At 62.4% G+C, this 21,761-nt stretch carries 24 protein-coding genes and 1 pseudogene; 6 read left to right on the forward strand and 19 right to left on the reverse strand.

The window, feature by feature from the left end; translation table 11 throughout:
* The 8 genes from NUU27_RS19760 to NUU27_RS19795 all read right to left on the reverse strand — a co-directional run.
* Positions 1–1,742 (reverse strand): ParB/RepB/Spo0J family partition protein (locus NUU27_RS19760; protein WP_257763904.1); only part of this gene is annotated, 1,742 nt, incomplete at its 3' end.
* 118 nt (positions 1,743–1,860) lie between these two features.
* On the reverse strand, positions 1,861–2,265 hold the full coding sequence (locus NUU27_RS19765; RefSeq protein WP_257763905.1) for a DUF2958 domain-containing protein: 405 nt from the start codon (positions 2,263–2,265) through the stop codon (positions 1,861–1,863).
* Positions 2,262–3,227, reverse strand: coding sequence for an ArdC family protein (locus NUU27_RS19770; RefSeq protein WP_257763906.1), 966 nt, complete (start codon positions 3,225–3,227; stop codon positions 2,262–2,264). Before NUU27_RS19770 ends, NUU27_RS19765 begins: the two co-directional genes overlap by 4 nt.
* A gap of 266 nt (positions 3,228–3,493) precedes the next feature.
* The gene (locus NUU27_RS19775; protein WP_257763907.1) at positions 3,494–4,309 is read right to left on the reverse strand and encodes a hypothetical protein; all 816 of its coding nucleotides are present in this window, start codon (positions 4,307–4,309) and stop codon (positions 3,494–3,496) included.
* A complete protein-coding gene (locus NUU27_RS19780) occupies positions 4,306–5,238 on the reverse strand; it encodes a hypothetical protein (protein ID WP_257763912.1) in 933 nt (310 codons plus the stop codon). Before NUU27_RS19780 ends, NUU27_RS19775 begins: the two co-directional genes overlap by 4 nt.
* Positions 5,235–5,663, reverse strand: coding sequence for a hypothetical protein (locus tag NUU27_RS19785; protein WP_257763914.1), 429 nt, complete (start codon positions 5,661–5,663; stop codon positions 5,235–5,237). Before NUU27_RS19785 ends, NUU27_RS19780 begins: the two co-directional genes overlap by 4 nt.
* 49 nt (positions 5,664–5,712) lie before the next feature.
* Positions 5,713–6,222 carry a GNAT family N-acetyltransferase gene (locus NUU27_RS19790; protein WP_257763915.1) on the reverse strand — a complete coding sequence of 170 codons (510 nt, stop codon included), beginning with the start codon at positions 6,220–6,222 and terminating at the stop codon, positions 5,713–5,715.
* Positions 6,223–6,225: 3 nt separating this feature from the next.
* Positions 6,226–6,525: a DUF1778 domain-containing protein gene (locus NUU27_RS19795; RefSeq protein WP_149755930.1), complete on the reverse strand. Its 300-nt coding sequence runs from the start codon at positions 6,523–6,525 to the stop codon at positions 6,226–6,228.
* 177 nt (positions 6,526–6,702) lie between these two features.
* Here NUU27_RS19795 and NUU27_RS19800 point away from each other — a divergent pair, with 177 nt between their 5' ends.
* Positions 6,703–7,500 carry a hypothetical protein gene (locus tag NUU27_RS19800; RefSeq protein ID WP_257763916.1) on the forward strand — a complete coding sequence of 266 codons (798 nt, stop codon included), beginning with the start codon at positions 6,703–6,705 and terminating at the stop codon, positions 7,498–7,500.
* Positions 7,501–7,826: 326 nt separating this feature from the next.
* On the opposite strand, the gene NUU27_RS19805 is transcribed toward NUU27_RS19800, so the two are convergent.
* Positions 7,827–9,050 (reverse strand): DNA cytosine methyltransferase, encoded by a 1,224-nt coding sequence (locus tag NUU27_RS19805; protein ID WP_257763917.1) that lies wholly within the window; start codon positions 9,048–9,050, stop codon positions 7,827–7,829.
* Between the two features lie 189 nt (positions 9,051–9,239).
* Between NUU27_RS19805 and NUU27_RS19810 the strand changes: the two genes are divergently transcribed.
* The 5 genes from NUU27_RS19810 to NUU27_RS19830 are packed head-to-tail and all read left to right on the forward strand — an operon-like array spanning position 9,240 to position 13,799.
* Entirely contained in the window at positions 9,240–10,481 is a 1,242-nt protein-coding gene (locus NUU27_RS19810) for a hypothetical protein (RefSeq protein ID WP_257763919.1), read from the forward strand.
* Between the two features lies 1 nt (position 10,482).
* The gene (locus NUU27_RS19815; RefSeq protein ID WP_257763921.1) at positions 10,483–11,883 is read left to right on the forward strand and encodes a DEAD/DEAH box helicase; all 1,401 of its coding nucleotides are present in this window, start codon (positions 10,483–10,485) and stop codon (positions 11,881–11,883) included.
* A 2-nt stretch (positions 11,884–11,885) separates the two neighbouring features.
* Positions 11,886–12,299 (forward strand): very short patch repair endonuclease, encoded by a 414-nt coding sequence (locus tag NUU27_RS19820; RefSeq protein ID WP_257763922.1) that lies wholly within the window; start codon positions 11,886–11,888, stop codon positions 12,297–12,299.
* Positions 12,300–12,322: 23 nt separating this feature from the next.
* The gene (locus tag NUU27_RS19825) at positions 12,323–12,946 is read left to right on the forward strand and encodes a hypothetical protein (protein ID WP_257763923.1); all 624 of its coding nucleotides are present in this window, start codon (positions 12,323–12,325) and stop codon (positions 12,944–12,946) included.
* A 1-nt stretch (position 12,947) separates the two neighbouring features.
* Positions 12,948–13,799 carry a hypothetical protein gene (locus tag NUU27_RS19830; RefSeq protein WP_257763924.1) on the forward strand — a complete coding sequence of 284 codons (852 nt, stop codon included), beginning with the start codon at positions 12,948–12,950 and terminating at the stop codon, positions 13,797–13,799.
* Between the two features lie 176 nt (positions 13,800–13,975).
* Here the strand turns inward: NUU27_RS19830 and NUU27_RS19835 are convergent, their stop codons facing one another.
* The 10 genes and pseudogenes from NUU27_RS19835 to NUU27_RS19880 all read right to left on the reverse strand — a co-directional run.
* Positions 13,976–15,328 (reverse strand): site-specific integrase, encoded by a 1,353-nt coding sequence (locus tag NUU27_RS19835; protein ID WP_257763925.1) that lies wholly within the window; start codon positions 15,326–15,328, stop codon positions 13,976–13,978.
* 199 nt (positions 15,329–15,527) lie between these two features.
* Positions 15,528–17,186, reverse strand: a complete 1,659-nt coding sequence (locus tag NUU27_RS19840) for a recombinase family protein (protein WP_257763927.1) — start codon at positions 17,184–17,186, stop codon at positions 15,528–15,530.
* Positions 17,183–17,581, reverse strand: a complete 399-nt coding sequence (locus NUU27_RS19845) for a helix-turn-helix domain-containing protein (RefSeq protein ID WP_257763928.1) — start codon at positions 17,579–17,581, stop codon at positions 17,183–17,185. The genes NUU27_RS19840 and NUU27_RS19845 overlap by 4 nt, the downstream gene beginning before the upstream one ends.
* Positions 17,578–17,931, reverse strand: coding sequence for a DUF6516 family protein (locus NUU27_RS19850; RefSeq protein ID WP_257763929.1), 354 nt, complete (start codon positions 17,929–17,931; stop codon positions 17,578–17,580). Before NUU27_RS19850 ends, NUU27_RS19845 begins: the two co-directional genes overlap by 4 nt.
* Positions 17,928–18,245, reverse strand: coding sequence for a hypothetical protein (locus NUU27_RS19855; RefSeq protein ID WP_257763931.1), 318 nt, complete (start codon positions 18,243–18,245; stop codon positions 17,928–17,930). The genes NUU27_RS19850 and NUU27_RS19855 overlap by 4 nt, the downstream gene beginning before the upstream one ends.
* Positions 18,246–18,383: 138 nt before the next feature.
* Positions 18,384–18,602 (reverse strand): DUF2274 domain-containing protein, encoded by a 219-nt coding sequence (locus NUU27_RS19860; protein ID WP_257763932.1) that lies wholly within the window; start codon positions 18,600–18,602, stop codon positions 18,384–18,386.
* A 2-nt stretch (positions 18,603–18,604) separates the two neighbouring features.
* Positions 18,605–19,744 (reverse strand): TrbI/VirB10 family protein, encoded by a 1,140-nt coding sequence (locus NUU27_RS19865; RefSeq protein ID WP_257763933.1) that lies wholly within the window; start codon positions 19,742–19,744, stop codon positions 18,605–18,607.
* The gene (trbG, locus tag NUU27_RS19870) at positions 19,741–20,757 is read right to left on the reverse strand and encodes a P-type conjugative transfer protein TrbG (RefSeq protein ID WP_257763934.1); all 1,017 of its coding nucleotides are present in this window, start codon (positions 20,755–20,757) and stop codon (positions 19,741–19,743) included. The genes NUU27_RS19865 and trbG overlap by 4 nt, the downstream gene beginning before the upstream one ends.
* Positions 20,754–21,443 carry a conjugal transfer protein TrbF gene (gene trbF, locus NUU27_RS19875; protein ID WP_257763936.1) on the reverse strand — a complete coding sequence of 230 codons (690 nt, stop codon included), beginning with the start codon at positions 21,441–21,443 and terminating at the stop codon, positions 20,754–20,756. The genes trbG and trbF overlap by 4 nt, the downstream gene beginning before the upstream one ends.
* Positions 21,440–21,761, reverse strand: a pseudogene (locus NUU27_RS19880) (P-type conjugative transfer protein TrbL); the annotation flags it as partial. The pseudogene NUU27_RS19880 and the gene trbF, both read right to left, overlap by 4 nt.

Below are 21,761 nucleotides of genomic sequence, written 5' to 3' on the forward strand. Positions count from 1 at the left end.
AGCCCGTGCTGGCTGACGCCGGTTCCGCCATAGGGGTTCGGCCGCTCGAACAGCGCGTTGACCCCGAAGCTGACGCAATGGGCGAGCAGATCGAGGCGCGAGGCGTCGTCGAGATCGGTCAGCCAGTCCCAGAGCGCCTGATCGTCGGCCGGAACGTGATCGCCCCAGCGTTCATGCCGCTCGGCAATTTCGCGGGCAGGTGCGCTGTCCTTCAACTCCTCCGGCTGCGCGGAAAAGAAGACATGGCGCACGCTGGCCTCGAGGCAGCTGGTCGGCGCGGTGCGCCGGAAGGTGTCACTGACCAGCTTGTGCAGCAACAGGGTCATGGCGACGTCCGGGTGTTCGGCGACGGCGTTGCGCAGCGCCAGGGTGCGATGCGCGGTCAGCTCGATGACGAGACGTTCGGGCAGTGGCTTAACGCCGTCATCCTCGTCTTCCTCCGGCTCGGCGGGCTGGCCGCCGATCGTGATGACGGCGCGCTGGCCGGCGGGTCCATCCGATTGGTCAGCGTCGCCACCGGGCTCCGATGCGTCATCGCCATCGTGCTCGGCCGGGCGTTCATCCTCGGGGCGGACATAGCCGCGATCCACCGACAGGGATCCATCGGCATCGATGCTGACGAACGCGCCGGCCATGGCGATATTGGCCGGATCATAGATCGCCGGACGCCGCTCGAAGGCGTCGAGCGCCTGTTCGATTTCCCCCAGCCGCTCGTCGATCTCGTCGGGAAGCTCATCGGCCTCACCATATTCGGCTTCGATCCGATCGTATTCCTCGCGCAACGCCTCGCGGGTCGCGCGCTCCTCCTCGGTCAGATCGAGCGTGGTGCCAACAAGCTGCCGCAGCCCATGCTGGTGGCCATAGGGAAAGCTCACAGCGACCTCGATCCATTTCCAGCCCTCGGCGGCAATGGTCTCCGCTTCGGCCTTCAGCTTCTCGGCCACCAGCTGATCGAGCAGCACCGGATCCTGCAACCAGCCGCCATCGTCGGACTGGAAGAGATCGCGCAGCACGATGCCGCCCGCCGCTTCATAGGCCCCGACGCCCACGAAAACGGCCCGCTTGTCGGAGGCCCGCACGGCGGTTTCCGTCAGCATCCGGCGGATGGTGTAGGGCTCTTTCTGCCAGCTATCCTTGATCGCCGCCCAGACCTGTTCCTGACGATCATGGTCCTCCGAGACGGTGAAGGCCATGAGCTGTTCGAGCGTCATGCCGTCCTCGGCATAGGTTTCGAGCAGCGTCGGCGAGACCGATGCGAGACGCAGGCGTTGCTTGACGACCTTGACGTCGACGAAGAAGGCAGCCGCGATGGCCTCTTCCGTCATGCCCTTCTCGCGCAACGCCTGAAAGGCGCGGAACTGGTCGAGCGGATGGAGCGGCGCGCGCTCGATATTTTCGGCCAGCGACACCTCGTCGATGAGGATGTCGCCACCGGCCTCCGAGACGACGCAGGGCACGGGCGCGGTCTTGTTGAGGCGCTTCTGCTTCACCAGCAGTTCGAGCGCCCGATAGCGGCGCCCGCCGGCCGGCACCTCGAACATGCCGGTCTCCTGGCCGTCGGCATCGATCACCGGCCGGACGTGCAGACTCTGGATGAGGCCGCGCCGGACGACGGACACGGCCAGTTCTTCAATCGAGACGCCGGCCTTGACACGCCGGACATTGGACTGGGACAGCACCAGCTTGTTGAAGGGGATATCGCGCGAGGACGACAGGGTGATTTTCTGAGCGGCAGTAGCCATGTTCTCAACTCCGCGACGGGCGCCGAAAGCCTCTCTCTCGGTCTGAAAACCCGTCACGAAGCGAAGCGCCGCCCTCTTCCTCTAAGAGAGCGGCGCAGCAGAACCGGATGATCGGCATTCACGTTCTGCGGTTTTCCGCATCGGCGATTTTCCGGTCGGGCGCCCCGCCTCCGGAAGAGCGGGCATAGAGGATGCGCTCGGCCGTCCGGATGCTGCCGGCCAGGCGCGCCGCCTCGGCCCAGACCGAGATCGGGTAATCCCCGGTGAAGAGAACGTCCCGCTCGATTCCCAGGCCGAGGGGCAGCCGGATCGCTTTCATCTCGCGGAGGCTCCAGCTTCCGAGTTCGGGGCAGCCGATATCGGCCAGGCCGAACATGGTGTCGCCATCCGCGTCCAGTTCGGCCGCGAGCCAGACACCCTCGCCCAAGGGATTGAAGAACTTGACCACCGGGATGTGGTCGACATCGCGTTGACGGCCATTGGCGAGAAGCCTTGCGCGCAGTTCGTCGGTCAGGAGGATCATGCCGCAACCCTCCCGTCGTTCGCGATGGCTGCATCGCCGCTCGCAGCGTCGTCGTCAGGCAGATGGGCCAGCAGCCAGTCGGCCGCCTTGCTGGCCTGCGACGCGGCGCGGACGACGGCGCGATTGTCCTCGCGCATGACCTCGAGCCAGGAACCGATGTAATCGGCGTGCCGGACGGTCGGCACGATGCCGAGCGCAGCGCAGCAGAACGCCGCCGAAATCTCGGCCACCAGTTCCTCGAAGGCGTATTTCTTCGAACCGAAGGAACCGGAGAGATCGCGGTTCAGACGCCTGGGGGCGCCGCTGGCATGGGAACATTCGTGCAGGGCGGTGCGGTGCCAGTTGATCGGCTCGAAGAACGCCTGCGGCGGCGGGACCATCACATAGTCATGCGCGGGAACGTAGAAGGCGCGATGGCCGCCGATGCGGAAGTCGATACCGGTGGCCCCGATCAGCGCCTCGACCCTCGGCTCGATCAGGCCGGGTTCGGGCGGCGGCGCGGCCGCTGCGATTTCGTCCGGGAGGTTCTCGCATTGCGCGGCATTGAAGACCGTGAAGCGCTTGAGAAACGGAATGGCCTGTGCTTCCTTGCCCGACTCACGGGCGCGTTGCCTCTCGTCCTCGGGGGTGAAGCGATCGGCATAGACGACGGTCGTGCCGCGCTCGCCCTTGCGCACATTGCCGCCGAGCGCGAGGGCCTGGCGGAAGGTCAGCCAGCTCTGGCCTGGAAAGCCGTGCTCGATCACGGCGCCCCACAGGATCAGCACATTGATCCCGGAATATTGGCGGCCGGTGGCGGCATTCTTCGGCATGGCGAGCGGCGCCTTGACCGCAACGCTGCCCCAGGGCTGGACCCAGGGCACGCGGCCGCCTTCCAGTTCGGCCATGATCTTGTCGGTGATCTCATCATAGAGGCTCGTCCGGGCTGAGCCGGCGCGAGCGCTGCGGTCATGTCTCGTCATCGCGGTTCTCCGCGACGGGCGCCAGAGGCCTCTCCTCCAGCTTGCAACCCGTCACGGAAACCCCTCCAAACTCTCCCTCTAGCTAAAGGGGGCGTTGCGGGGTCTCCCCGCAGAAGGGGTCGGCCGAGACTACAGGCTCGGCCGCAGGGGAAGGCCTTCCCCTCCTACCGATCTCGTCGAGAAGTTCGAAGGAGCGTTGCGTGAGCAGACTGCGTTGCCGGTGCGTCCGGGGCATGCGCGGGGTTCATGCGGGGATGGAGCGGGTCTCAATCCATTTCTTCGCGGGGTTTGAAAGTCTGCGGATAGCTGCGGCCGAGCAATCCAAAATCGGTCTCGCCATCACCGTGGACGCGGAGCACTGCGTCCGGACCGAGGGGAAACGTGGCATAGAGGTCGAACATTCCCCAATCGGTATGGCACCCGAGGGAGCGGCCATAGTGCTGCGTGACGGACCTGGCCGCGTCATAGACATGACGCGTGGCATGGAGAGGGACAGCGATCTCCAGCACACACGCGCGACCGATGGACGACAGCTTGTCGATGGCGTCGCCCTCATGATGATTGAAGTAGACGGACTCGCCGCCCCAATGTGCGAGAAGGGAGGTGACGCCGCCGTCGTCGCACGGCAGCGGATGCGACACCATCCAGAACTTCCCGTTCCGGCCGCCGAATTCGTCGTCGTGGAACGGGCTCGAATCGAAGAAGAATTGAGCCTCCTCGGCGGCCAGATCGCCGCTGGCGACCAGACCGGCGATCCGCTGCTGCACCGTCTCCAAGGTGGCCGGACAGATGCCTTCGGTCCGGATGATCCCGATTTCATGATCCGTCAGGCGCGTATAATGCCATGCGCGAATGGTGTGCTCGGCCATGTCGGTCGCGAGGTCTTCGACAAACGCCAGATAGTCGCCAGCACACGGATTCGATGGCGGTGGCCCGCGTCGGTCAGATGCCTCGCGGGCGAGGAAGTTGGCGCGGCTTGTCCCATAATAGTCGATGAGAAGCGCACGCTGTTCGTCCAGCCTGGCGAGGAGCGCCGCATCAAAAGTCGACAGATCCCAGACGTCGATAATGGAGCCTGTCATTCGGCCACCGGCGCGCGTGGGAGAGGCTCATGGGCAAGAATGTCTGTGGCCAACCAGCCCTCGCCATCCCGCGTTGCGACGAACTCCCGGTCCCACACGCCCCAGCGTTCAGGAAGCGGACGCTGTGCAAGCGGGTTGTGCACATAGGTGAGAGGGCGAACGCGACGGGACATATTGCCGAGCCCGATGCGCGACCACAAGACGCCCGAGATGCCGGCAAAGCGCTCGTCGAGAAAAGCGGTTCGCGGAATCGGATTGCCGTCGCGCTCAATGACGGGCGCAGCATGAAACCCCTGGTCCACGATTTCGCCGGTCTCGCGGTCAACGGTGATGTAGGCGTCGCCGATTGGAAAGAGCGAGCTTATGATCAGGGGTGGATCTTCGCCGACATACGGCCCGAAACGGCTCGCGCTGATGGCAATGATGCGGACATCGTCCGCACCAATGACGCCCTCGCTCAGATAGTGCGCGATCCTGCGGGATTTCGTCCAGAAAGCGCCTGTGGTGCGAAGCTGAGCCTGGCGAACGGGGGCTGGCGCGAATCCCCCGCCCTCATTGATGGGCACGGGACGCGCGATCTGGTCCGGTCCAGGCTCGCCGTCATCTGGCGCAATCGCTTCGATCCAGATGCGGCGGCCATCCTCTACGACGCAAAGGTCGGGCTGGCCGCCTTCGCGGAGACGCTCGGCCGCAGGCAGAAGCTCCCGCCCGGCTTCCAGCAATGTGCAGCCGAGATACATTTCCCAGAAGCGGCCGTCGACATCGCGCGCGAAGCCGTGGCGAAAGTCGGGATCGGCGTACGGCTCGTAGGTCTCCCACATCGCCTCGATGCGGTCGTGCATCTCCTGTTCGTCCCGGGATTGCCGCGCCCTGATGTTGACAAAGCCCGGATCGAGATTGTCGCCGTCGATATCGAATATGCGGGTCACGGCTTTGCGGCTCCGGCTGGATCGACGGCAAGGCTGGCTGGGAAGCCGCCATGGGGTGGCGCGATATAGGCCTGGCGCGCCTTGGCGACCGGCCACTTCTTGTCCCGCCACCAATAGAAGTCGAGATGCCCTCGCGCGGCCTGTCGTATTTCACGTTCCATCTCGATGCCCTCCCGCGTTCCGGGGACGGCGAGAAGGCGTCCTGTCGCAAAGCATCGCACTGCGCCGCGAGCTGTGATCTCGGTATCGAACGCGACGTCTTCGAGGCATATGCCGTAGAAATCGCGCGTGATGGCGCCCGTTTCGCTTTCGATGAGAAGATCCTTCGACGCCTTGTCGAACCAGACCTTTACCCGGCTGCCGATCTCCGGCGGCTGCCGCTGGATGGACGGAATGGCCGGCTTGGGCCGCTTATCTTTCGGCATCGCTGAAACTCATCATTGACGTTGATCGCGAAGCGGCCATGCGCGGTCCTCAGCGTCTTGCCGCGGCGATCGACGCAACGATCGCCGCCATCGAGCGGAACAGGACCAGGGGGTCGTCCTTCGATGGAAGGAATCCACGCCGGCGCCAGAATTCCGCGGCCTCGTCGTCGACGGCGTTGACCATCAGCGCGCGACCGCCGACGAGCCCTGCCGCGGTCACACACCGCTCGAGAGCGTGCTTGAGCAGGCCTGTACCGATCCCGCGCCCTGCCCAGCCGATGTCCGTTGCGAGTTGCCCGAGCAGCAGGCACGGAACCGGATCAGGGGGCTGACCGGTGCGGATGGACCGCGGCAGGACGCCGGGAACGACGGCGGTCGGCGCGAGGCCATAGTAGCCGACCACGCGCCCCGCCTCATGCACGACCAGGACGGCGGTAAAGCCCTTCTCCTGGTTGGAGAGCGCCCGGGTCTTGAGCCAATGGTCGAGAGTCGGTTTTCCGCAGGTGAACCCGGAAACGTCGTGAGCCGCGGTGAGCGGTTCGGGAGCCGAGAGGACCAAGGCTCAGCTTTTGGCGCCGTAGCCGGGCTCCCACGGGGCCGGACGCTTTACCAGTTCAACGATTTCGGGCACCGGGGTCGCGGGTCCGGACAGGACCTTCATGAAATCGGCGAAGCCCTCCGGGCTCATGCGAATGAGCCCGTTTTCCATCAGCACATCCTCGGCGGCGCGCACCGCAGCCTCGCGGACGAAGTCCGTGCGCGAGCGGCCGCGCAGGCCGGCGGCGCGATCGATCATGGCGACGTCGGCCTCGGGAAGGCGCATCGAGATCGGGTGTTCCTTGCGTTCAGCGTTGGTGACCATGGTTTTCTCCTGCAGGGGAAAGATAGAGGAACGTAGCGCAAATTGCAATACACATCGGTCGATCAGATTCCCGACGCCGGTCGACTGTCGCAACGATCAGAGCAGCGGAATCCTGCGCTTGACTAAACTCGCAGTTTGTGAGAGTTAATAACTACCACTTAATGGGAGTTACAAATCATGGCACGCCCCGGACAGTCCGCTGCGGAAGTTTTCACCTCTCGTGAAGTTGCCGTAGCGGCCGATCTGACTCCCCGGAATTTCGCATTGCTTGTGGATCAGGGGCTGGCGCCTCGGCCGACGAGCGATGGTTCCGGAAAGGCCGGTCACCGCACTTATGACAGCGCCGGCCTCGCGCATGCCGCGTTGATTGGTGCGCTTCATCTTGCCGGATTTGAGCTGTTGGTGTCGGCCCGCCTGGCGGCGGCATTCGCCGACGATTTTGGCGCCAGCCATGGCAGGCTGCCGTCGAATCTCAACGCATATATCCGCGGCGAGTTGAACCCGCACAAGGGTCTGCCCTGGGGTGAGATGCCCGATGACCTGCCACTCGATTTCGAGCAGGACTACTGGCTGCACTACCTGCTGCGCAACCGGTCGACGATCTATCGGCGCGGAATCGCGATCCGGGGCGACTGCATCATCGACATCGCGGATCACGCGTTCGTCCTCACCCATTCGCAAGGGCTGGAGAAGATCAAGATATTCTCCCCGGTTTCGCGGGAGGGCCTTCCGGCGAGCCCTGATTACCGGATCATCGGACGAGGGCCTTCCGCGCGCATCGTTCCCATTCATGAGGAGGTTGATAGTCTCGACTTTCAGATCGATCCGAAGTCTGCAGAGAGGATGCGGCAGCTCGAGCGCGAATATATCGACGGGCGCAAGAATGCGGTGGCCGTGGTACAGGTCAATCTGTCGCTGGCAATCCGCAACGCCTTTGATCGGTTGCAGGACGATCGCGAGAAGAAGGCGGCTTAGCGTATGGAAAACGCTACCTGTGACGGCTCCAGCAAAAGCTAGTTTGATCTAGGACGATGAAGGACGCGAGACCTAGCCGGCTAATAGCCACGCCATCGAAAGCAACGCCGGTTCAACTGGCTCGCAGGTAGCGTTTTGAAGTACCATAGGACGATCGGCACGACAGTGAATACGCCTGTCAGGAAGGGGCTTCAAATAGACTATTGAGGAACGTTCCCTCTCGCCTCTTGCCAACCACAATCGTCGTTGCCGGATCGCAGGGATCGATAGCCTCCAAGACGTCATGTACGACCGCCTTGAAGTACGTTGCCGACAGGCTTCCGCCCCTACTCGGCTGCCTCCAGATATGCTGGCTTTTGGTGCTGCGCCAAGTGGGCAGCTACAGCGGTACCGATAGCCCGTGCCACCGGCACGGGTACTGCATTGCCGACCTGCTCGTAGTGCGCCCCAAGCTGGGTGCCGGAAAATTGAAATCTATCCGGAAAACCCTGTAGACGCGCGGCTTCCCGCACCGAAATCGTCCGATCCTGCGTTGGATGCACATACGCGCCCCAGTGCGGATCGCACTTGGTCAGCAGCGTTGACGCCAGGCCAGTTCGGGACAATCTTCCATAACGTTTGGTGTGATCCGACGGCTTGGCTCTTTTCATCCCTGCCGTCAGCAAGTCGAAGGGTATGTTCCGCCAGTTGCCACCTTCGGGAACATGCTTCATCCGATCCAGGTTCACATCTGTCAGTCTGTGGCATACATGGTTGAGTAGCTGCCGGCTGCCTTCCCGTGCTGCCTTCTGGAATTTCGTTGTCGCCCGCGTCCCCCCATACGTTGCGACCAGCTTCCCGCCACCGTTCTCAATGGCGGGCAAGTCTCCAATTGCCTTTTGGACAGTTATCGGCCGCGGCAGCCGTGGGCCCGCTGTGCCCGCGCCTTTTGCTGGCGAGTGCGAAGGAGTTGGCAGCAGTTCGGCCGCGGGGCCGACCCTCGATGCGACTATGAATACGCGCCGGCGCACTTGGGGCGTTCCGTATTCCTCGGCAGAGAGTATCTCCACCTCGCAATCATAATTCATATCTGCGAGCGTCTGCCGGATTTCCTCGATTACCTTGCCGCCGCCGATGGTCAGGATGCCCGGCACATTCTCCATAACGAGGCACTTGGGCATGATCTCTGACACGAGTTCCAGATAGCAACTGAATAGCCGCGCCCGCTCGTCTTCTGCGTTCCGCTGGTGATTGTTGTAGCTGAATGATTGGCAGGGCGGCCCGCCGATGATGGCGTCCACTTGCCCGCGCACTACGCCGCAGTCAGTCATAAGCCGCTGCGCATCAATCTTGGAAATTGGCCCTTCAAGAAATCGGGTTTCCGGGAAATTGAGCCTGAAAGTCTCGCCGGCAGCCCTGTCGAGGTCATTGGCAGCCAATACAGACCAGCCAGCCTGCCTGAAACCAACAGCCAAGCCACCAGCACCCGCAAACAGGTCGATGCACAGCGGTCCCGCGCCCAAAGGGGCAGTTGGTCTGTATTCAACCAGCTCCTGCCCTACCCCTATCATCCAAAACTCCAGCTATCTCAATGACTTCCCCGAGCATGCGCTAGGAACAACTAACGTTTCGTAAACTATAGCACAATCAGAACAAAACAGGAACAACTTTTTTGGCCGCAACTAAGGGCCGCTTTCAGCTTGCGCAGGCTGAAATCATTTGCTAGGGCTTGCTCAGGCAAACTACGCAAGGAGTTGATAATGGAACAGCCAGACCAGCTTGAAAAGCTGCCCTCAGGATCAGAGCGGGTTCTATATGAGCGGATCGGCAGCGCCGATTGGGAAATGCGCGAAGTCAAACTTGATGTTCACGAGCAAGTAGCGCTTTGGGATGAGAACCCGCGGCTGCAAACCGCAAAAATGGACGGCTTTTCCACCGAGATTCAATTGGAAGAAGCGCTTCGCGGATCTCGAGGATATGATGGGCTGCGTAAGTCCATTCAAGAGATCGGCCAGATGCAGTCGATCTATGTCAAGCAGACACCAACCGGAAAATTTCTGACGCTCGAAGGCAATACCCGCGTAGCCGTGCATCGGGAACTTGACCGTAAGTTTGGGTCAGGCAAGCTCGCCGGTACATTCCGTTATATCAGTGCGAAAATTGTGCCGCAGAATTTCGGAGACCGGGAGATCGCGGTTCTGCTGGCCGGTATTCATGTGCGTGGGTCTGGTGTTCGGGATTGGGAGCGATACGTTCAGGCGCGCTTTGTCTACGAAACAGTGGTCGGCCGTCCTGGCAAGCCTCCGATAATGAATCAAACCCAACTTGCGGAGAGCATGGGGAAATCCCTTACTTGGGTGAACCGTCTCAAGGATGCGTATAGTTTCGCGCTCAAATTTGTGGAGCACTGCGACAGCGAAGACAATCCCAGAAAGCTAGCAGCCGAAAAATTTTCAGTACTGGAGGAAATTAGCAAGGCACGAGTTATTGGGCCGCAGCTTCGCGACTTTGATAATGTGACTCATGACAGCTTGCGCGATGAAGTCTTTGAAATGGTAAGGAATAACGCCTTCAAAGAATACCGGGACGCCCGTTTCCTGAAGGAATTTCATGACGATCCCGACGCGTGGCAACAGCTGAATTCTGGCGAAGCTCATATCGCCAATAAGCTTGCCCGCCAAGTCGAAAGCAAAACTAGCAGTCCCAAAGCGAAAATTGCAGGACTCCCGCAGCTCATTAGGCGAGCCGTAGAGCGTGGAGACTCTGAATTTGACGACGACGACGTCTCCCAGCTTCAACAAGCGATCGATATCATCGAGGACCAAGTCCACGATGGTGTCCACCCTTATCGCTTGGCGATCAAGAAGGCCGCCAGAACGCTGAACAAAGCTAGCCGGGCCGACGTGAAGGACCTGTCTCAAGACGACCTGAACGAATTCCGGGACGCGTATGGGTACTTTATGGGCTTGGTCGAGGCACACAGCACCGTTGGCGGGCAATAAGATGAGTTTTGATCTCCTAGACCATCAGCACGAGGGTGTTGAGTTCTTGACCGGACAAGGCTTCGGACTGCTTGCGTTCGAGCAAGGTTTGGGGAAGACGTTCGTTGCGATTGCTGCATTTCGCCGCCTGTTGGAACAAGGTCGAGCTGATCGAATGCTAGTGATCTGCCCAAATTCGCTTAAGCGGAACTGGGTCGCAGAGTTTGCAAAGTTCGCTCCGTCGGTATCCGTGGATGTGGCGGAGGGGACACCAAAGAGGCGGCGCGCGGCTTTCAGCGAATCCACCGCCCGAGTGCTAGTCACCAGCTATGAAACCGCACGTGCAGAGACGACCGCGCTACTGGCTTTCGCGCAGCGTCAGCGGACTGTTCTGGTTCTGGATGAGTCCCATGCCGCGAAGAACTGGCGGTCACAGACCTCGACGGCCGCGAGGACCGTGGCACCGCATTGCAAGTTCCGCTGGCTCCTCTCAGGAACTCCGGTCACCAACACCGCGACCGACCTCTTTACTCAAGTTGAGATCATCGAGCCCGGACGGGGTTCGCTGGGCTCTCTGGAGTCATTCACGGCCCGGCTAGAGGACGACCCCGAAGCTTCCTTTGCGAGGGATGTCATCGACAGGCTGGTCCTTCGCCGCACGAAGGATCAGTGCCTCGACCTCCCCGAGAAATCCTTCGTGGATGTCCGCGTCGAGCTCCCGCCTTGGCAGCGGCGCCTCTATGACAAGATGCGGGACGAGATGGTCTGTGAGATCGAGGCCATGAGCGGGGAACAGTATCGCGCCTACGCTTCGACGGCGCTCGCCAAGCTCACCAGGCTCGTGCAACTGGCCTGCAACCCATCACTGATCTTCCCGGAGGCGGAGGGGACGCCCGCAAAGTTCGAGGCACTCGACGGCGTGATCGCGGACATTCTCTCCGTGCCTGGCCGCAAGGTAATCCTCTGGTCAAACTACATCCGAACAATCGAGACGCTGCTCGCCCGGATGCCGGGCGCCGTCGCGATCTATGGCGGCACGCCGACATCCGAGCGCCAGGAAATCGCCGCGAGGTTTCAGCAGGACCCGGACGTCCGTGTGCTGATAGCGAACCCGGCCGCCGCCGGCACTGGCTTCACACTCACAGCAGCGAGCTTCACGATCTACGAGTCCCTCTCCTGGCGCTACGACCATTATGCCCAGAGCCAGGACCGCAACCACCGGATCGGCCAGACCGAGCCCGTGACCTATCTGCGCCTGATCGCAGCCGACACCATCGAGGAGGCCATCGTGGTTGCGCTGGAGCGGAAGTCGGCGCTCGCCCGTACCCTCCTGGGGGACGAGGGTGCCGGAGATGCCGTGTCGCAGCTCAGCAAGGAGGAGATGTGCGAACTCCTCAGGTCGAACCGGCTCCCGGCGGCGTAGTGATGGCGGACAGAATCAGCCCCGAGCAGAGATCCCGAAACATGTCCCGCATAAAGGGACGGGATACCAAGCCGGAGGTTCGGCTCCGCTCGGCGCTGCACCGCGCTGGTCTCCGCTTCCGCGTCTGCCGGACGGACCTCCCTGGCCGGCCAGACATAGTGTTCCCGCGACAAAGGCTGGTGATACAGGTGCGAGGGTGTTTCTGGCATCAGCACGAGGATTGCGGCGGTGCGCGGATGCCGGGATCGAACTTGGAATACTGGCGGCCAAAGCTGCAACGGAACGTGCGGCGCGATGCCGAAAAGGATGCGGAGTTGAGGGAATTGGGTTGGCGCGTGCTGGTCGTGTGGGAATGCGAAATTAACACGCAGAGCAGCGTCTCACATGTCGTGGATGCTGTTGCTCAGCAACTCTGACGCATACGCTAAGGGGCAGAATGATGGGAAACCTACTCCCGCCGATGTTGGAAAATGTTTCGGCAACTGCCTCATTGATTTCGGCATTAATTGCCGCCGCTGTTGCCTTTATCGTTCTCGCTCTGAACCAATCATTCTCTCGCCGCCAGCAGAGGATACAGTTTCTGCAACCAAAACTAGAAGAGCTCTATCTTCTTATGAACGAGGTTGCAGAACGGAACACACGGCTCTTCAAGCTCCTTGTGGCAAGCACACACGGAGACCTCGGGGCCAAGCAGGAACTCGATAGCCTGGACGAACTGGCGGCCTACGGTCACCTAACAGCAAAGAAAATGGTAATGCTGGTGCGCTTATATTTTCCGAAACTCTCGCGAATTCACCAGCATCTGTTCGCTGCTGAAAGGCAGTTGAGCCAGCACATGTGGGAGCTATCGACAGGCGACATCCCAAGCCTAGAAACACTAATCGAGGCTTCAGGCAATGTGGGGCACATGCTTCGATTGATGGAACAGGAAATGGTCAATAATCAGGGCATTCTTCTCGGAGCGAGCAGCCTTCTGCGGCGATATCGGTCGGTGACCAAGGAAGAAATCGAGGGCGTTCCCCCACCGCCCGATGGACCTCCATTGGCAAACATGAAGCGATAACATGAAGGTTTTCATCACGCGCGTGTGGGGATTTGGCCCGGAGCGCTGGCCGGTCATTACGTTTGGCCTCGAAGGCAATCGCGATAGCCTTCTCCAGGATTCGTTGCCCGGCGACCGCATAGTGTTTGTCGGAACTCTGCGCGAGCCGACGCCGGAGCCTCTGCGCGGGCGCCTCTTGGGAATGGCGGAGATCGGGCGTATCGCCGTGGATACGCTCGATGTCATCGGTGACGATTTTCGCGGGCCTAATGACTACGATGAGGCGGGGCACTTCCGGTGGCCCAAGGCCATCCTCATGGTCCGCGCCTGGCGCTTCATGCCGCAGCCAATGCTTCTCGATGTGCTGGCTGAGCAGCTTCCTTACCATGCCACTTCGCAGGCGGTGCTTCTCCAAGGCGGGGATGCAGATGCCATAATGAGCCTCAATGCCGAAGAGGTCGAAATCCCGGCGTCTGAGGCCTTGGTCAAAGCAAGGCTCCTCGACAAGGCGTTGAACTCAGGCCGTCCGACCACAGGGCCGGAACCAAAGTCCTGGGAGGGTTCGACAGGGCGGGACGTTAACAGGACCGCGTTCACTTATGCATTTCGGTTCGGGCGGACGGACATCTGGAAGATCGGGCACGCCGTTGACGTGAAAGAGAGGCTCAAGCAGGTGAATTGCCATATCCCGCCGGAGGCGGTGCCAGAGCGGTGGAATGCGAAATTCCAGCAGGCCTGGGACAGCGAGACGGACGCATATGCTATGGAGCAGCGGGTCTTGCAAACTCTCGCGGCGGGCCGAACCGATGGCGAGCGCGTCAGATGCACGGAGGCCGAACTCTGGACGGCTTGGCTCGGCGGGATTGGGGCCTAAGGTTCGCGTTGGCCAAGAGGCCGTCTCCGTAGCGCACTCCTGCGGCGTACCCGGCAAGCTCGCTTGTCAATCTTGCCGTTGAGTGCGATCACGGTAGCCAAGCACGCAGGCTATTGAAGTTCAAGGACGGCTATCCTTCCGAAGACACCCACAAAACCGGGACGCACATTCGCGAGTTATGCCGCGACCCGCTCCGTTTCGTCGGTTTCTTCGTCGCCGATAGCCTGAAGCAGGAAGCGCGACAGCGCGGCCTTTCGGGAATCGCGATCGAGCGCATAGGCGGTCTGCTTGAATGCGACCCCCTCGAGCAGTCCCTGAATGTAGCCGGAGATCGTGTCGGCCGCCATGATGAGCGCGGTATCGAGCGTGTGGATGTAGTTGCTGGTTACCGATCCTTTTGCGTGGCCGACCAGTGCAGCGATTGTCACTTCGGTGAAACCAAGATCATTGGCGATGCTGGCGAAGCTGTGGCGCAGAACGTGCGCTGTCACATCGGCAAGCGGGGAACCCCTGAAGATTTTACGCCAGTGGTTCGGGAAACTGCCGAACGCGTTGTCCTCACCCTGGCCGGGGAAGACATAGGTGCCTGTCGGCTCCTCGCGCCGCGCCTCGAGATACTCGACCACAGGAAGGCCGATCGGACGGATGGACGCACCCTCCTTGCTGTCCGCCAGGCGCAGGCAACTCCCATCGGTATCGACCTCGGCCCATTTCAGATTGATCATTTCGCTTCGCCGGCAGCCGGTCAGGGCGATCTGACGGATGATCTCGACGGTCATCGCATATTTTTCGTTCTCGGCGGCTTTTCGCAGCATCTCGCCGAGTGTCCGATATTCCGCTTCGGTGAGACGGCGGCCACGCACATTGTCCTTTGGCTTGCGGATGCCGTGAGCAGGGTTGGACGTGATGATGCCTGCCTCCATGGCGTAGGTGAGGATGCCACCGAGCAGTCCCACTGTTCGTGTCGCCGTGCCAGCACCGCCTCGCACGATGGATTTGCCACGCAACTTCTTGGTCTTGACGGTCACCGCCGTCTTTCCAGCCATGACGTCCTTCAGAACCTTTGCGATATCTGCCTTGACGAGGTCCTTGACCCGGCGATTGCCTATGAGCGGAACGATATGTCTTTTGATACGACCAACATCGCTGACAATGGTGCCCGCTTTCTTCGGTTGCCCACCCTTTCCGAGGATAAGACCTGCCTCCAGATCCTTGAGGTATAAAGCGCACAATTCCTTGACGGTGATCGCCTGGTGATCGAGCAGGCGTTCTTCGGAAGGATTGTCGCCTTGTGCGACGCGACCGAGCTGCACCTTGGCTTCCTGCCGGGCCGTCTCCGCCGTCCAGATGCCATGGAGGCCGATCGTGTAGCGACGGGTTCGACCTGCGGCGCGATATTGTATGAGGTAGCTGCGCTTGCCGGACGCGAAGATGCGAAGGCCAAAGCCGGGCAGTTCGTCGTCCCAGATGAAATAGTCCTTTTCGCGGACGGCCGCGGCGTCCACGACACGTTTCGTGAGCTTTGCCATCAGGCACTCCTCCTGTTGAGGAGGGGCTGCTTCCGCGGAAGCACTACGGAAGCACCCGGAGGAAAATAGGAGCGAAGTTTCGGATAGGTATTTCGGCGAGGAAATCCGGATTGTCCAGCAGTTTCAGTAGGTTGTGGTATCATGGCGTGCCCTGGCGTGCAGTTAGGATAGCCAGGTCAAATTGCTCCGAAGGCAGAGGTCACAGGTTCGAATCCTGTCGGGTGCGCCATTTCAGAACAGAACTATGAACGCCGAACGCCGCCGTTTCTACGCTAGAAGCGGCGACCAGCGTTCGCAACAGTTCCGATTTCGATCCCATGATGCGAACCTCATCGTCGGCGACCTCGACACGCTGTGCTAGGGCGCGCAGGTGGTCGCGGCGATAACCGCCATCATCGAGCCGTATCCGTTCACGGGCCCTCCGGACGAACCCCTTGAGCATGTCGGGACTGACGCCCTGGTTGCCTGAACTGTCGAGCGCGAGCTGTGTGCGTTCCGCGTCGGCGGTAGCTTGATCCCGCAAAGCCTTTAGGCTCGCCATGCGCTCTTTAGCCATCGCGTCGTCCTTATCCACCATACCGGATTCGATGGCGTCATAGAGACGGCCGAGCCGCTGGTCGGTTTCCGTGATTCGCCTGTGAAGCTCGGCAAGGTGTTCGCGGCGGCGCTCGATGCGCTCCTGCCGGCGGTCGATGACGCTGGCGAGGATAGTCTCCAGCCGCTTGGGCTGGAGCAATCGATCCCCGATGTGATCGGCCACAAGGTTGTCCAGCTTGTCCATCGGGATCGTGCGGCCCTTGCAGCCCGTCTTGCCTTGCCGCGCCTTGGTCGAGCAGGTGTAGTAGCGATATGTGCCCCCCGCGCTGCCCCTGCCAGTGCGGAGCGTCATCGCGCCCCCGCATTTGGCGCAGAAGCAAATGCCGGTCAGCAGCGTGGGGCCGCTGGAGACGCGCGCGGGCGTCACCATAGGATTGCGGGATTTGAGGCGGGCTTGCACCGCGTCGAACGTTTCGCGCTCGATCAAAGGCGGCACCGCCATGATGGCGACCTCGCTCTCCGGCTTCTTCTCGCGGTCCTTGTGCGAGCGCGTGTTGAACCTGTGCTCGCCGATATAGGTCGTGCGGGTCAGGATGGCATGGATTTGCGCCAATCCCCAACGCCCGCCGTCGCGGGTGAAAAAACGGCGCTCGTTGAGATAGGTGGCGATGGCCTTGACGCCCATCGCGCCGGACGTGCCGTCGCCTTCAAGGAACAGACGATAGATCAGCCGCACGGTGTCAGCGTTTAGGGGGTCGATTTCTAGCTTCTTCTTGATCTTCGATCCGCGCTGCTCTGCGGCGACGATGCGATAGCCGATAGGCGGGCGCGCGCCGTTCCAGAAGCCTTGCCGGGCGTTCTCATTCATAGCGCGCAGGACGTGCTTGGCGTTCTCCTTGGACTGGTATTCGTCGAACAGCGCCATGATCTGCCGCATCATCTGGTGCATGGGATCATCGCCCATTTCCTGCGTGATCGAGACCAGCTTGACGCCGTTCTTCGCCAGCTTCCTGACGTAGAACTCCATCTCGAAGTGATCGCGAAAGAAACGCGAGAAGCTATGCACCACGACAATATCGAAGGGCGCGGGCTTGGAAGTACCCGCTTCGATCATACGCTGAAACTCGGGGCGCTTGTCGTTGGTGGCGGTTGCGCCCGGCTCAACGAAGGTCTCAACGAGCTGGTAGCCGCGTTGCTCGCAATAGACTTCGCCCTGCCGCTTCTGGTCAGGAATGGAAATATCGTGCTCGGCCTGCCGGGCGGTCGAGACGCGCAGATAAAGCGCGGCGCGAGCGGTGATGGTCGGGCTGTGTATGTTCATGGGCGGCCTCCCACAGCCTTCTTCAGCCTTGCGCGGTCGATCAGGGGCAACGCCAGTTCCACCCGGTCATGCACCACCTTGGGCGCGAGCTTACGACCTTGGCCGGGTTCAAACCGCACGAGGCCATAGCTCTCCATCGTTTTCAGGGTGCGTGAGAGATTGGAGCCGGCCCGGCCGGTGATTTCCGCCAGTTCCTCCAGCGACGCCGGGGCCTTCTCGGCGATAATGCGCAGCAGCTCGCGGTTGCCAGCCGACAGCACCTTGGCGAAGGATTCCGTCGAGGTGAACCACACCCTCGGATCGCCGGGAGCGGGCTTTTCCTCGCCCTTGGCAATCCGCATGGTGCGGGCTTTCATTTCTTCGTAGTCGGCAATCCCGACTTTTAATGTGGTCATAGGGCACCTCGCTCCTTCAACACCGCGTCCACCGCCTGCCAGAAGTCGGCCAGCAGCGTGGCCGCATCGTCGTAGGCGTAGGGCTTCACGGTCTGGAGGCGATGCCGATGGTCCATCGGCTCACCCCTCCTGCCTCGGCCGGCCGGATGGGCGTTGTCGAAGCCGACCAGTCGATCGCCCGAAGGCCCGTGAAGCGTGAGCGAGTAATCGAGGCCGTGCGGCTTCTCCGGTGATGTCGGAACGCGGGTGATGACAAACTTCACCCAATGGCCACCCTCGGGATCGACAACGAGCACCTGTCCATCAAGGTCCAGAAGTGTGTCGAGGCCCGGATCACGATGCCCGCTCAAGTCCTTTTCCTATCAGTTTGTGATAGGAGTCGCAAGCCGTCTTCTGGCTTTTTCGGATTCAGGAGTTCGTCGAACACATCGCCGAACCAACGCTCGAACACATCAATTTCGGCCTCGGTGACAGGAACATCTTCGGGCCAATCGTCGGTAACGCGCATCCTGTTCCCATCCGGGCCGAGAAGAGGAGCGTCGTCAACTCGCGTCAGGCCGTCCGGCGCGGGATCGTCGGCGTAGTCGAAAAGATCGTCAGGAAGTGGTTCGCGGATCGACTGTCGCGGTCGCCCTTTGCGGGCGCGGCGGCGCTCTGCGCACATGGAATCCTCCTTGGTTCTGATGGATTCCGGGGCGCTCAAGGCCCTGGAATTAAGCGAACCATGGAGGGCTGTCGGCGGCCTGTAGCGTGCCGCATTTGCGCCTACGCGGTGGCGGCACCCCCGCCGCCGGCACGGGGCTTAGCTTGCGGCTCGTCGTGCCTTGGCGAAACCGCGGTCCGTCGCGATGAACCGCTCCAGCATAGGCACGATCAGACGCACCGGATCGATTGGGGGATTTCCCGGCTCGGAAAGCAGCGAGCCGTAGTCGACAAGGCTGCGATGGAGCTGCGCAGGCAACTCCACCGTCACCTTCACCGGCTTGTCGTGGGGCAATGGCCCCAGCTTCAGCTTCGTCATCATCAACCTCCTGCATTCTCGAATATCAGGTCGCGGGTGACGATGACCCTGACCGGGAAGCCGGGCCGGATGGTTAGGGTGGGTGCGACCTGCAATTGACGCTGAATGATCTGCTGCCCGGCTTGATTGATGGTGTCCTGTGCGCCATCGCGGATGGCGCGAATCAGGCGGTCCTCGTCGTTGGTCGCCAACTCCGCGCCGACAGAAAGCAAGGTCGAGAGCCCGGCCGCTTTCATCAGATCCCACCAATGATAATCGACACCATCCTCAAGGCCGGCATAGCCGGATGCGTCGGCGCCGGGCTGACGCTCGAGAACGATGGAGCGACCGCCCGGCAGGATCAGCCGGTTCCAGACCAGCAGGACGCGACGCTGGCCGAAGGTCACACCGTCATCATACTGGCCGATGATCCGTGTGCCCTGCGGGATCAGGAGCAGGCTGCCGGTCGGGCTGTCATAGACATTCTCCGTCACCTGGGCCGTGATCTGTCCCGGCAGGTCGGAACGGATGCCGGTGATGAGCGCGGCCGGGATCACGGCCCCGGCCTGAAGGATGTAGGGCGAGGCCGGCGGCGCGACGCGATCGGGCGCGACGGTGCGCCGGTCGACCGGGCCGTTGAGGAATGCCGCATGCCGATCCTGCGTGCCAGTCGCGCCGGTCTGCCCGGCGAGAGCAAGGCCGGCGATGCCTGGACTGGCGGCGCCGGCAGTGGTCCCGGTTCCCGGCGCAGCCTGGAAGAACACGCGGCTAACGCGCGCGGCCTCTTCCTCGGCGAGACGGCGCTGTTCCTCGGGATCGACGGCGGGCGTCGCCATCGTAGGCGGTGCGACGGGTTGCCCTCGGTTCTGCGCGTCGAGGATCGCGCGGCCGAGATCGCCCGGCAGCGCCGGCCCCAGGACCGGCCCGGTATAGTCGCGCGGAAGACCGGAGAGCCCGTCCGCCGTCGGACGGTTCTCGGTCGAATAGAGTTCTTCGCCGCCTGGTCCGGCGTCACGAGTTTGGAGCGCGTAGATTAGCGCGCCGCCGATGCCGAGCAGCACGACAGCCCCGACGCCGGCGAGCATCTTGCGGGACAGGCGGGTGACGCGCGGCGGTTCGGCGCGCAGCCGCATCGGCGCGGCATTGGTTTCGGTGTCGCTCATGACGACGGCCCTCCTGTGGTCGCCGCGGTTGTCGTGCTCGTCCGCGTCGGGTTTATGCGGACGATCCTGACCGTCTGCTGCTGCTTTCCGCTGCCAAGGCGCAGTTCGGCCGCGCCGAACAGGCGATCGACGATCAGGATGTTCTGGTGGATGCGGCTGTTGACGATCTGCGGCTCACCGTCGGAGCCGAGCACGAAGATCGGCGGCATCTCGCCCTGCACGATGCCGCGTGGGAAGACGACATAGACGCGGCGGCCGTCGTCGAAGGAGGAGATCGGCCGCCACGGCGGATTGTCGCCGGTCAGTCCGTAGCGGTAGTTGCGGGCTGCCTCGGCCGGGATGATCGGCGCGGCCGGAACCGCCTGCCGCTGCCCGGCAGGCGGCGCGGGATAGGCCCAGGCGACGGCGGGCATGTAGAGCGATTCCCGCGCGCGCAGCTCGATCATGTAGGTGCGCCGGTCGGTGGTGATGACAAGGTTAGTGGAGATGTCCGGTCGCGTCGGCTTGACGAGGATATGGACGCGGCGGTTCACGCCGCTGCCGCTTTCTGTGTCGCCGATGATCCAGCGGGCGGTGTCGCCGGCCGCGATCGGACCCGCGCCGGTCAGGCTTTCGCCGGGCTCCAGCGCGATGCTGGTGATCTGCCCAACGGCCGTATAGACCTGATAGAGCGCGCCTTCACTCCACGGAAAGATCTGGATGGCGTTGTAGTAGCCTTCGCGGCGCGGCTCGACACGGGCGGCGGCATTGGCATTCTCGACACGGCCTGCCGGCGTTCCGGCAGCGGCACCACCGCGCGCGACCGTCCATGCGGGCGGCGTGTGCAACGGCCGGGGCCGGTCGTTCGTGGCGGCAGCCTGCACCACGGGCAGCGCCGGCACATCTGCGTCGTAGCTGAACTGCGGGTTTGTGGTGGCGCAACCGGCCAGCATGGATGCGGAGAGCAGCAAAGCTGCCAATCCGGATTTACGGAAAACCGGCAAGCCGGAACTGCGGGGAAGCATGGCGGTCATTGGCTCATCTCCCGCGACCAGTTGATGGCGTTGACGTAGATGCCGAGCGGATTGGCGCGCAGGCGCTCGGCGTCGCGCGGCGTCTGGATCACGATGGTCAGGATCGCGGTCCATCGTTCGGTCGTGGAGAGCTGGCCATTCTCATAATGCCGCTCCGTCCAGGCCACGCGGAAGCTGTCGGGCGAGGCCCGGATGACGCTGGAAACCTCGACAGCGATCTGCTGCCGGCCGACACGTGTGAACGGGTCATTGGCGCGGGCATAGTCGTTGAGCGCCGCCGCGCCCCGGTCCGTCGTCCACTCATAGGCTCTCAACCAGTTCTGCCGAACGATGATCGCGTCGGCCGGGATCGCGCGGACCTGCTCGATGAAGCGGCCGAGATGGAATGCGATCTGCGGATCGGTCGGGCGATAATCGGCAACGGCGGGCGCGACGGTTTGCGCCTGGCCCAAGCGATCGACCTGCACCACCCACGGCACGACGGTTCCGCGCGCCGATTGCCAGACAAGGGCTGCGGCAAAGCTGGCCGACAGGACAAGCGAACCGAAGGCCATGTAACGCCAGCTCTTCGCCTGCACGCGGGCCGAGCCGATGCGCTCGTCCCAGACCTGCGCAGCCTTCTGATAAGGCGTCTCGGGTTCCGGCGATTTGCCGTAATGGGTCGATGGTCGTTTGAAGATGCTCATGAGCGGTCGCTTTCGGAAATATTGACGGAAGAGCCGGAGCCGTGGCTGTCGCCGGAGCGCACCGCATGGGCGGCCATGGTCGTGCCGTGGTTGAGGGCCTGACCGCGCTGCATGCGCTGCGCCCAGGCCGGAGGACCGGCGGAGGAAGCTGGTGCTGCGGCTTCGGGTGCAGCGCTCGCACCGCCGATGGTGCCTGCGGTAGAGGTGCCGCCGGTCGCGCCGAAGCCCGCGCGGGCGCCATCGGTGAAGCTGGATTTGACGGACTCGGACGCGCGCGTGGCGGCGCGCTTGAGGGGCGATACAGCGGCGGAGCCTGCC

This window comes from Nitratireductor sp. ZSWI3 (assembly GCF_024655565.1).
In the GTDB taxonomy this organism is placed as follows: Bacteria; Pseudomonadota; Alphaproteobacteria; order Rhizobiales; family Rhizobiaceae; genus Nitratireductor.